This window comes from Streptomyces camelliae, assembly GCF_027625935.1.
Taxonomy (GTDB): domain Bacteria; phylum Actinomycetota; class Actinomycetes; order Streptomycetales; family Streptomycetaceae; genus Streptomyces; species Streptomyces camelliae.
The window spans coordinates 5,729,758-5,740,121 of sequence record NZ_CP115300.1 but is presented as its reverse complement, the minus strand read 5'-3'; the positions used below and the strand labels follow the sequence as shown (position 1 = coordinate 5,740,121).

Annotated in this window: 13 protein-coding genes; 7 read left to right on the top strand and 6 right to left on the bottom strand. The window is 69.5% G+C overall.

Annotation, left to right across the window (positions count from 1 at the left end):
• Positions 1 to 22: 22 nt before the first annotated feature.
• Positions 23 to 535, top strand: coding sequence for a DUF6879 family protein (locus tag O1G22_RS26290; protein ID WP_270083561.1), 513 nt, complete (start codon positions 23 to 25; stop codon positions 533 to 535).
• Between the two features lie 288 nt (positions 536 to 823).
• Positions 824 to 1,483: a hypothetical protein gene (locus O1G22_RS26285; protein WP_270083560.1), complete on the top strand. Its 660-nt coding sequence runs from the start codon at positions 824 to 826 to the stop codon at positions 1,481 to 1,483.
• A 163-nt stretch (positions 1,484 to 1,646) separates the two neighbouring features.
• Here O1G22_RS26285 and O1G22_RS26280 read toward each other — a convergent pair whose 3' ends face one another.
• Both O1G22_RS26280 and O1G22_RS26275 read right to left on the bottom strand, forming a co-directional pair.
• The gene (locus tag O1G22_RS26280; RefSeq protein ID WP_270083559.1) at positions 1,647 to 2,348 is read right to left on the bottom strand and encodes a metal-dependent hydrolase; all 702 of its coding nucleotides are present in this window, start codon (positions 2,346 to 2,348) and stop codon (positions 1,647 to 1,649) included.
• 129 nt (positions 2,349 to 2,477) lie between these two features.
• Positions 2,478 to 2,981 carry an LURP-one-related/scramblase family protein gene (locus O1G22_RS26275; protein WP_270083558.1) on the bottom strand — a complete coding sequence of 168 codons (504 nt, stop codon included), beginning with the start codon at positions 2,979 to 2,981 and terminating at the stop codon, positions 2,478 to 2,480.
• 107 nt (positions 2,982 to 3,088) lie between these two features.
• On the opposite strand from O1G22_RS26275, the gene O1G22_RS26270 reads away from it, so the two are divergent.
• Positions 3,089 to 3,502 (top strand): hypothetical protein, encoded by a 414-nt coding sequence (locus tag O1G22_RS26270; RefSeq protein ID WP_270083557.1) that lies wholly within the window; start codon positions 3,089 to 3,091, stop codon positions 3,500 to 3,502.
• 238 nt (positions 3,503 to 3,740) lie between these two features.
• Here the strand turns inward: O1G22_RS26270 and O1G22_RS26265 are convergent, their stop codons facing one another.
• Complete coding sequence (locus O1G22_RS26265) at positions 3,741 to 4,091, bottom strand: antibiotic biosynthesis monooxygenase family protein (RefSeq protein WP_270083556.1); 351 nt, start codon at positions 4,089 to 4,091, stop codon at positions 3,741 to 3,743.
• Positions 4,092 to 4,301: 210 nt separating this feature from the next.
• A complete protein-coding gene (locus O1G22_RS26260; RefSeq protein ID WP_270083555.1) occupies positions 4,302 to 4,748 on the bottom strand; it encodes a DUF1772 domain-containing protein in 447 nt (148 codons plus the stop codon).
• A gap of 89 nt (positions 4,749 to 4,837) precedes the next feature.
• Between O1G22_RS26260 and O1G22_RS26255 the strand changes: the two genes are divergently transcribed.
• The gene (locus O1G22_RS26255) at positions 4,838 to 5,416 is read left to right on the top strand and encodes a TetR/AcrR family transcriptional regulator (protein ID WP_270083554.1); all 579 of its coding nucleotides are present in this window, start codon (positions 4,838 to 4,840) and stop codon (positions 5,414 to 5,416) included.
• 175 nt (positions 5,417 to 5,591) lie between these two features.
• Here O1G22_RS26255 and O1G22_RS26250 read toward each other — a convergent pair whose 3' ends face one another.
• Positions 5,592 to 6,395, bottom strand: coding sequence for an inositol monophosphatase family protein (locus O1G22_RS26250; RefSeq protein ID WP_270083553.1), 804 nt, complete (start codon positions 6,393 to 6,395; stop codon positions 5,592 to 5,594).
• Positions 6,396 to 6,558: 163 nt separating this feature from the next.
• Between O1G22_RS26250 and O1G22_RS26245 the strand changes: the two genes are divergently transcribed.
• The gene (locus O1G22_RS26245) at positions 6,559 to 6,861 is read left to right on the top strand and encodes a hypothetical protein (RefSeq protein ID WP_270083552.1); all 303 of its coding nucleotides are present in this window, start codon (positions 6,559 to 6,561) and stop codon (positions 6,859 to 6,861) included.
• Positions 6,862 to 6,969: 108 nt separating this feature from the next.
• A complete protein-coding gene (locus O1G22_RS26240; protein ID WP_270083551.1) occupies positions 6,970 to 7,266 on the top strand; it encodes a ribosomal protein L7/L12 in 297 nt (98 codons plus the stop codon).
• Positions 7,267 to 7,464: 198 nt separating this feature from the next.
• On the opposite strand, the gene O1G22_RS26235 is transcribed toward O1G22_RS26240, so the two are convergent.
• A complete protein-coding gene (locus tag O1G22_RS26235; RefSeq protein ID WP_428986507.1) occupies positions 7,465 to 8,727 on the bottom strand; it encodes a DUF445 domain-containing protein in 1,263 nt (420 codons plus the stop codon).
• A gap of 238 nt (positions 8,728 to 8,965) precedes the next feature.
• Between O1G22_RS26235 and O1G22_RS26230 the strand changes: the two genes are divergently transcribed.
• Complete coding sequence (locus O1G22_RS26230; RefSeq protein WP_270083549.1) at positions 8,966 to 10,339, top strand: SGNH/GDSL hydrolase family protein; 1,374 nt, start codon at positions 8,966 to 8,968, stop codon at positions 10,337 to 10,339.
• Positions 10,340 to 10,364 lie beyond the last annotated feature (25 nt).

Genomic DNA, 10,364 nt, shown 5'->3' with positions numbered 1-10,364 from the left:
CAATTCTTCTTGGAGGTACAGCGTGACCACGGTTCCGACGTTTGAGGAACTGTTCCGCGGCTGCCGCGAATCGGCAGTCCATCTGGAGATGCGGGACTCCTACATGAAGTCGGACCCGGCGTACATCGACTGGAATGCTGGCGCCGCGATCGACCCCGCCGAGAGGTGGGCCGACTGGCTCGCTCTGGTGTCCGAGGCCACGAGCCGCGGAGTGAAGGTCCGCCGCGCCCGGATCGTGTCCGAGCCGGTGAGCACGTACATCCGGTTCGAGCACGAGGTGACCGAAGGCCTGAACATAGCCGCAGGCGAGGAAGTGCGCTGGCTGCCGCGCAGGAAAGCCACCGGTATTGCCCTGCCCGGCAACGACTTCTGGCTGTTCGACTCGTCCCTGTTGCTCGTGAACCACTTCGATGGCGAGGGTGAGTGGTTGGAGCCGTCTGTCAGCACCGACGCCCAGGAACTCAAACTGTGTGCCGAGGCCTTTGAGTCGGTGTGGGCACTGGGCATTCCGCATGCTGACTACCAACTCGCCTGACCGGGTAGGGAAGAGTCCAACGCAGCGCCATGTCGTCCCCTTCCTCCGGCGTTCACGAAGCGCGTAGGGCTCTCGGTCAACGTCTGCACGAGGTCCGGCTCGCCTGTACAGCCACATTCGGTGTGGAGTATGAACCCCGCCCTTTTCTGGCGCCGCGAGCCCGGCTGGAGTTCTTCGTAGGCCTGTTTCAGAGGAAGCAGCGTGAGATGATCCTGCCCGCGCGCTGGAAACCGGCGCCACGAGACCGGCGTCCGGCACGCCGATGGTGTCGAAGGGGGAGCAGATCCCATGCGCGTCGTGGGCGTGGACATCGGGTCGGTGAAGCAGTCCAACTTCGCCTGGGCAGCCGTCGACTCGCCGGAGCGCCCCGTGGTCTCCTGCGGGAGCGATCCCGAGGGTGCTGTTCAGGCTCTGGTCCGGTCTCTGAATGAGGATGGGCGGGCGGTCCTGGCCGTGGAAGCGCCCATGGCCATCCCCGTCCCGGCTCCGCATAGTGATGAGTGGCAGTGGCTGGGGCGCGCCCGCACGGGGGAAGGCAACCGGGCTTGGTCGGCCGGTGCCGGCGCCGGAGCGCTGGCCACCGGCATCGCGCAGACCGCATGGATGCTCTCCCGCCTGCATGCGCTCGCTCCGCAAACGGCCGTGACCACCCAGCCAGAGCGCTTCACCGCCGGGCAGGCCCGTCTCCTGCTGACCGAGGCCTTCGTCTCCGCCACCGGTAAGCCTGTGCCGGTGGCGGCCGGACAGCACGCTGCCGACGCCGAAGCCGCCGCCCGCGCGACACTCGCCTATCTCACCCGCGGACCAGAGGGCTTCCCCCAGGTCACCTGTGCACCCCGCCGCTCGTTCAACCTCCTTGCCGCGATCGCCACCTGGGCCGGATTGCCCGGGGCAGACGAGGAACTCCATCAGGACGTGCTCGTGATTCGCACCCAGCCGACCACCTAACCGGTACCGGTACTGCGCGGCATCGGCTCTGAGAAGCAACAGCCTTATCGGAGCAACGGACCCACCGGACCCACCAACCAGTAGTCAACGGCGACCTGGGGCCGACAGCCGGGCCGTCGGCCGGCCCGGCGGCGGTGACGTGGCTTGTGTTCGGCCGCCCGTCTCAGTTCAGGGTGTGCGGTGACAGTACGGTCAGCCAGAGCAGGGCGATGGTGCCGGCGCCCATCAGGGGCGTCAGTATCTCGGTCTCCAGCTTGTTGCCGCTGCTCTTGATCAGCACGAGCTCGTAGCGCGTCTTCAGCGGCCACAGCCAGGGCGCGCCCTGCTTGGTGAGGGAGTCGCCGAGAAGATGGGCCAGGCAGCCGAGGCCGACCAGGTAGGGCAGCCAGCCCGGCGTGGACGGGATGAACTTGTCGATGGCGGCGGTGCCGAGGGCGGCCAGCGCCACGATGGTGCCCCAGGCATGGAAGCCGTGCCCGGGCGGGCAGAGATTGAGTGCTCGCACGGCCAGCGCCAGCAGGAAGAAGCACATGCCGAGGGTGAACGGCCTGCCGAGATAGGCGATTCCGGCCCAGGTACCGGCCGTCATGAAGGCGACGAAGAACAGGGAGTGGGTGGCATGGCGATGGCCACCGGAGACGAACGCGACGAACCGGCACAGCCACCGGGAGACCGGACCGAGGAAGTTCGCGATCGTGCCGTCGTGGTGGTCCAGGTCCGGCAGCAGTGCGGCGCCCGCGCACAGCACCGTGCCCATGAGGATCTCCTGGGGCGACAGATGCGTGTGCAGCAGCACGGGTGGCAGATAGGGAGCGGTGCCGGCGAACAGCAGGGCGCCGCTCACGGCGTGCGAATGGCCCATCATGGCGAGGTGGTTCTCCCCCGGTCCGGCGCCGTGTCAACGGCGCGTCGTCGTACGAGCGTCAGAGATGTGCGTGGGTCACAGGATGTGCATGGATCACAGGATGTCCGTGCGGTCAGCGAGGTGCGCACGTCAGAGGTTGGTGAGCTGCTCCCCCTCGCGGTCCTCGATGATGTGGTCCACGCACACCGCGAGGATGATCAGGAGCAGCCAGTCCGGTTCGCTCATCACGTCGACCGCGTAGGCGTCGCGGATGGTGAACCAGCGGCGCGAGACGTGTGCCAGGGTGCCGCTGTCGTCCGCGATGTCGAACTCGCGGTCCCAGAGGTTGCCCGCGATCCGCAGTCGGCGCCCGCCGCGCAGGGTCACCTTGAAGCGGTCGCCGAAGATCCGGAACGTCCGCTTGCTGATGCGGCCCACGGTCTCGCCGTTCTGCTTGACGAGGATGGTGTGGTGGAAGGTGAGCGCCTTCTTGACGATGCTCGCCACCTGATTGCCGTCGGTGCCGACGAAGTCGAACGTGGTGCGCAGCCGCAGGAGTTTGCGGTTGACCTTGAACAACTTCTCCCGGTGTTCCGTCTCGACCCAGGCCTCCTCGTGGAAGGCCAGCATGCGGTCGCGCACCAGGTATCGCATCAGTACACCGTCCGGTTCCAGAGAGGGGAAGCACTGTCTCGCAGACAATAGTTGCGGCATTACGCAAGGCGGCAACCGCATCCGCACCTGACACGGGGAGGACATGAATGACCATCACACGCCGACCGGGCCGTAACGGTCGCTCGGCAACCGTATTTCTCACGCTGCTGCTGGGCCTCGGCCTGGCGGTGACACCGGCCGCCGCCGCATCGTCCGCCGCAGGGGCCGCCGCTCGGCAGGCCCCGGTGACCAGGACGGCAGCGGCGACCACCGGTACCGTACGCTCCGTCACCGCGGTTCCGGGCGCTGTCGCCGGCACCCGCTTCAGGCAGGCCGCTTCCGCACATCGCGCGTCGGCGGTCCATCTCCGCAAGACGAGGACCAAGAAGAAGAGCTTCCTCAAGAAGCTCGGCATCTTCCTTCTGGTCGTCGTGATCCTCGTGATCCTCTTCGTTGCCCTGGTCGTCTGGCTGATCATCCACCTCGTCCGCCGGGCCTTCCGGGGCAGGCGCCAGTACTGAGGACGATCAGAGCCGAAGAGCGCCCCTTTTGGACACGCCAGATGCCTCAACCTGCCTGCTGTGAGGGATGGTTGAGGCATCCAGGGGACAGCGTCGGCGCGCTCTTGGTCTGAATCGGCAGCGGCCTCCACTCCCTTTCGCGCTGCCTAGGGCGCGTATCGGGTCGTGATCGATGAGTCGCTCTGGTGAGGTCTTTGATCCAGGTCATCGAGGCGCGCACCCGGCTGCAACTGCCGTGTCATACGTCGATCTGCTCGAAGATGTGCGGGTACGACACGATGTCGTCGGGGGACTCGGCAGCCATGCGCTGGAACTCCGGGCTGCCGAACGCCGTGGCGAGCGCCTCGGTCGACTCCCAGACCGCGACGTTCATCAGAAGGTGGCTGTCCGCCGTTCCCTTGTGCATCTGCAGGGAGACGAATCCCGGCTGAGCCTTCATGAACTCCGCCTGCCTGTGAAAGAGGGCCAGGAACGCTTCGGCCCTCTCCTTCGGAACGACGAAGGTGTTGGCCAGGACGATGGGGCCTGTCTTCTCCTTGAACTGCGCGAACAACGGCGTATTCGGGTCCAGGGTCTGCAGCTTGGCCATCTTCGGTACTTCCTCTCGCTGTCGGTCAGCGGGTGTCGCCGGCGCCCGCGTCCTGGGAATACCGGCGCAGTTCGAGGGTGTTGGTGTCGGGTCCTGGAGGTAGAGGGAGGCGGCGGTGCCGCACTTCGGGCGCTCGGCCGAGCGGTTGCGGATGACGACCGGGCAGATGAGCCCGCGGGCTCAGGCGAGTGCGGCGATGAGCCCGCGGGCTCAGGTGAGGGCGGCGACGAGCAGGGTGAAGGCGGCGATGATGACGGCGACGCGGACGTAGTGGAAGCGGACCCAGCGGTTCAGCTGCTCCTTCCAGTCCTCGGGCCGGTTCTCGGGGGTCCACGTCTTGCCCCGGTTGTTGATCGGGACGAGCACCAGGAGCGACATGATCACGCTGAGGATCAGCAGCGCGGCGGCGGTGACGACGAGGCCGGTGCCGTGGTGGTGCCAGCCGGCGATGGCCCAGACCACGATGAGGACGAGCGAGCCGATGTACCAGACCGGCATCACGGCGCCGAGCATCCGGCCTCCGTGGGCGTGGCCGAGTTGGCCGCTGTCCTCGGGGAGGGCGTTGAGGATCGGGTTGAGGACGAAGAGGACGGAGAACTCCACCCCCACCATCAGACCGAGGACCACGGTGGTGACCACCTGGAGTGCGCTGAGCATGATGCCCCCCTGACATCTAGTGTTGCTAGCTGATGAAGCAACGCTAGTACTGCTGCCGCTCTCTTGTCTAGCGGTGCTAGGATCGAATCATGTCGGTACAGGAACGCAAGCAGCGCGAACGAGCGGAGCGCGAACGCCTCATCGTGGCGACAGCCCGCGAACTCGCCGAGCAGCAGGGCTGGGACGCGGTCACCACCCGCCGGCTCGCCGAGCGCATCGAATACAGCCAGCCCGTCCTCTACAGCCACTTCCGCGGCAAACGCGAGATCATCGGCGCCGTCGCCCTCCAGGGTGCGGCCGAGCTGGCCGTGGCGGTGCGGGCCGCGACCTGCGCCGCGGACGGCCCGCGCGCCCGGGTCGCCGCCCTGGCCCGCGCCTACCTCGACTTCGCCGAGCGCAACCCGGCGGTCTACGACGCCATCTTCCAGCTCGACGGCGGCCTGGCGTACGCGCAGGAGGACACCCCCGAGCCGCTGAAGGACGCCTTCGCCGCCCTGCTGGAGAGCCTGGGCGAGGTCGCCGGGAACGGCATCGATCCGGGGCTGTTCACCGAGGTGTTCTGGGCGTCCCTGCACGGGCTCGCGACCCTGACCCGGGCGGGACGGCTGCCGCCGGAGTACACCGATCAGAGGGTGGAACTGCTGGTGGACCGCCTCGCCGTGCTCTGACACACCATCCCGGCGGGCACGCAGCCGGGGCGCTCGGGCCCCGTTGCCTGCCAGCGGCAACGCTTCCGGTCACTCTCGTCCACTCGGCGCAGCCGCAGACCGCCGGGTCCCGTACCCCACACGGGCACTCGCCCCGGCAGCTGCGATGCCCATTGATCACGACCCGATAGGCGCCCTAATACGTCTCGCTCCCCCGGCTCGCCTCCCACAGCTCCCGCATCTCCGCCGCCACCCCCGGCGCCGCCAGCAGCAGCGGCTCGTTGTACACGGGGAGCCGTGGAAGTGCCACCGCTCCCGCCTCCATCGCGATCAGGTACGCCGGCAAGCCGTCCACCGCGTGGAACTCGCCGATCGCTGCCGCCGTGGCCCGGCCGGCCGCCACCTGGGACAGGGAGAGGGCCGTGGAGCCCATCACCCTGGTCGTGCAGTGGCGGTGGGAGAGGGCCGACAGGAGGGGGTCCAGGCCCGGCCAGTGGGAGTGGGCTGCCCATTCCGTCAGGAAGAGGTGGCCGGTGAGGGTGGTGTGGGGGGCTGCTTGGATGCACGTACCGTTCAGCTTCGCCCCTCTTCCCCGGATCGCCGTGAAGGTCTCGTCCCGCCAGGGGTCGGCCACCACGCCGAGTACGGGGGTGCCGTCGGGGGACACCAGGCCCAGGGAGAAGGAGCACCAGCCGATGCCGTGGGCGTAGTTCGTGGTGCCGTCCAGCGGGTCCACCACCCAGTACGGGGCGTTCGGGGAGGCCGGCTCGGTCACGCCGTACTCCTCGCCCTCGATGCCGTGCGTCGGGAATGCAGACCGCAGGACCGAGCGGACGTGTGCCTCGATCGTCTCGTCCGTCCGCGTGACGATGTCCGCCGGGCCCGCCTTCTCCCGGACACCGCCCACCCTCGGGCGGCGGATCGTCTCCGATGCCCACGCGGCCAGCTCCGTCGCGATCGTCAGCGCCCGGTCGAGGATCGGGTCCAAGTCGTTCGCCATCAGGTGCACCGCCCGGCGAGTCAGGAACAGAGACGGGACAGGGACAGACGGGAGGCAGGATGCCACAGCCCCGGCCTGCGCTTTCGGTGGGGCTGGTGCGCCCCGGCCCGCGGGCCCTCGTTAGCCTCGATGTCACATACAAAGACATACAGAGGAGGCAGTCATGGCCAAGGTTCCCAGCGCGGTGGTCGCCGGTGCCGGGCTTGTCGGAGGGTACGGCGTGGCCCGGTGGACCAAGAAGCGGCAGCTCGGGGGTGCCGTGCTGGCTGTTGCGGGGGTTGCCGCCGCTCAGCAGTGGCGCAAGCAGGCCGGGGTGAAGGCCGCGGGGGCGCTGAGCGCCGCGTATGTCGCTGCCTTCGCGGGCTCGCATCCGCTGGCCAAGAAGGTCGGCGCCTGGCCGTCCGTCTTCGGTGTCGCCGGCGCCGTCGCCCTCGCCTCCTGGGCCGTCGCCGACCGTAAGGCCTAGTCAGTCAGGCCCGTGTCCGCCTCTTGCGGGCGCCGGCCGGGCGCACACCCCGGAAGTCGTGCGTGTCCACGTCAAGTGGCACGCATGGGCGCTTCTAGGATTGCGGTCATGGACGTGGTGGGTGTTGTCGCACTGGCCTTGGCCGTTCTCGGGTGCATCGCCGGCATGCAGAGCCGGTTCATACGAGCCGACCAGCGTCTCGCGCGCGTCGAGCGCAAGCTCGATCTGATCATGGAGCACCTGGACCTGCACGAGGAGAACCCCCGGATGGACGAGGTGGCCGCGCTCGTGCGCGAGGGGAAGAAGATCCAAGCGATCAAGGTGTACCGGGAGAGCACCGGCGCCGGCCTGAAAGAGGCCAAGGAGGCCGTCGACCGCCTCGGCCAGCCCGTGACTGGCCCATGACGGGGACCAGGGCAGGCGGTCCAGCCGGGCGGGGATGTCCGTGGTGATCGTCCGGCCCGCGGTCCAGGGCGGCGGAGCCGGGCTCTCGGCTGCGGCCATGGGGACCCTCCTCGGGAAGGGGACGGCAGGACGCGTGCCCGTGTTCCGCGCGGTCAGGCGCCGAGCGTCCCCGCCGTCACGGGCCAAGCGTCCCCGCCGTCACGCGCCGAGCGTCCGCGTCACCGCATAGATCAGCAGTCCCGCCAGTGACCCCACCACCGTGCCGTTGATCCGGATGAACTGCAGGTCGCGGCCGATGTGCGCCTCGATCTTCCGGGTGGTGTGCTCCGCGTCCCAGCCGGCCACGGTGTCGGTGATCAGCGAGGTGATCTCCGCACGGTACGTCGTCACGACGTGCACCGCCGCGCCCTCCACCCAGCTGTCGACCTTCCCCTGCACCTTCGCCTCGGTCGCCATCCGCGCGCCCAGCGACAGCAGCGCGGCCCGCACCCGCAGCCGCAGCTCACTGCGCTCGTCCTCGGCCGCCGCGACGATCATGGACCGTACGGCCGTCCAAGCGGACGCAATCAGGTCCTGCACCTCGCCACGGCCCAGCACCTCACCCTTGAGCCGCTCCACCCGCGCCCGGGTCTCCGTGTCGGACTGCAGGTCGGAGGCGAAGTCGGTGAGAAAGCGGTCGAGGGCGCCGCGCGCCGGATGGCTGGGCATGTCCCGCATCTCGGTGACGAAGCGGAGCAGCTCCTTGTAGACACGCTCGCCGACCTTGCGGTCCACGAACCTCGGGGTCCAGCCGGGCGCGCCGCCCTCCACGGCCACCATCACGTCGTCCCGGTGCAGCACCAGCCAGTCGTGCGCACGGGCCACCACCAGGTCCACCACCCGCCGGTGCCCACCGTCGGCGACGACCTTCTCCAGCATCTTGCCGATGCCGGGCGCGATCTCCTGCGCCCCTGCCCGCCGGGTGATCGCCTCCCCGACGACCGCCTGCACATCGGAGTCCCGCAGCACGGTCAGCGCACCGCGCAGCGCCGTCGCCAACTCCGCCGTCACCCGGTCCGCATGCTCCGGCTCCGCCAGCCAAGCCCCGAGCCGACTGCCGATGCCGACCGTGCGCAGCCGCTGCCGTACGACGTCCTGGGAGAGGAAGTTCTCCCCGACGAACTCGCCCAGGGAGATACCCAGCTGATCCTTCTTGGTCGGGATGATCGCGGTGTGCGGGATGGGCAGGCCGAGAGGATGCCGGAACAGCGCCGTGACCGCGAACCAGTCGGCCAGGGCACCCACCATGCCCGCCTCCGCCGCCGCGGCGACATACGCCGCCCACGCTCCAGCGCCCTCGTGCGTGGCGAGCTTGGCGAGGACGTAGACCAGCGCCACGAACAGCAGCATGCCGGTCGCCGTCAGCTTCATCCGGCGCACCCCGCGCCGGCGCTCCTCGTCGGCCGGGGTGAAGGCCGTCATCGTCTTGTACGACACACCCCGCGCCGACGCCTGCCCTGTCTCCGTCTCGGTCTCGGTCGCTTCCATCAGCTCCACCCGTTCCGGTCCACCCGTGCGGTGAGCCCGCACACAATTGTCCCTTCCTGACCGACTCCCGGAACGGAACAAGAGTTCCCGGCGTCTGCCCACAGCGAATGCCGCATCATGGGCACACCAAGACCGGAGCCCACGCTCCCCTCCCGAGGAGACCAGCGCACACGTGACCAAGCGTCGTGGTTACGGGATCCTGACCGCGCTGATCGCGCTGGTCGTGGCCCTGTCCGCCGTCATCTACGTCACCGTCGCCGCCGACCCCGGCACCCCCCGCGACACCCTCACCGACAACCGCCCCGGCCGCCACGACTCCTCCGCCGCCCCCGCCTCCACCGGCACCTGGGCGGGCGCCTGGGCCACCGCCCCCGTCGGCGGCGAACCCGGCACCGAGACCGAAGGCCTCGCCGGCCACTCCCTGCGCAACGTCGTCCACGCGAACACCGGCGGCACGAGCGCCCGGATCACCCTGTCCAACCTCTACGGCCAGGCACCACTCACCCTCACCCACGCCTCCATCGCCCTGTCCACGGGCGACGGCACCGCCGCGGCCGACCCGGGCTCCATGCGACGCCTCACCTTCGGCGGCTCCACCGGCGTGGTCATCCCGGCCGGCCAGGAGATCGTCAGCGACGCCGTACGCCTCACCGTCCCGCACGACAGCGACGTCCTGGTCACCACCTACTCCCCCACCCCTTCGGGCCCGGTCACCTACCACCCGCACGCCCGGCAGCTCTCCTACGTCGCCAACGGCGACCGCACCGAGGACGCGACCGGCACGCCGTACACCCGACAGACGCCGTACTGGCGGTACGTGACAGCCCTGGACGTGCTCGGCGACGAGGCCGACGGCACCGTCGTCGCCTTCGGCGACTCCATCACCGACGGCATCACCTCCACCACCGGCGCCAACCACCGCTGGCCGGACCTCCTCGCCGACCGGCTGCGCACCGCACTGGAGAGCGGAAGCCGGCTGCCGCGCTACAGCGTCGTGAACGAGGGCATCAGCGGCAACCAGGTCCTCACGGACGGCCTCGGTCTCCCCCACGCTCGAATGCGCTCGCGCGGGGCGACCCCCATCGCCGAGAACCAGAGCGGCCTCGACCGCTTCGCCCGCGACGCCCTCTCCCGCACGAACGCCAAGGTCGTCGTCATCGACCTCGGCATCAACGACATCCTGCGCAACCCAGGCCTCGCCGACCCGGACCGCATCGTCGCCGGCCTGCGCACCCTGGTCGACGAGGCCCACGCCCGCGGCCTGAAGACCATCGGCGCCACCCTGCTGCCCTTCCAGGGCCGCCGCGGCTACACCCCGGCGCGGGAGGCCGTACGGCGGCGGGTGAACGCGCAGATCCGCTCCGGCACCGTGTACGACGCGGTCGTCGACTTCGACAAGGCCCTCCGCGACCCGTACGACCCCCGCCACCTGCGCCCCGACTACGACTCCGGCGACCACCTCCACCCCAGCGACCGGGGCTACGCGAGGATGGCCGAGGTCTTCGACCTCAACGCGCTCAAGGACGCGGGGCAGGCGGAACTGTAGGCCCGGCGGGAAGGAATACTGGCGG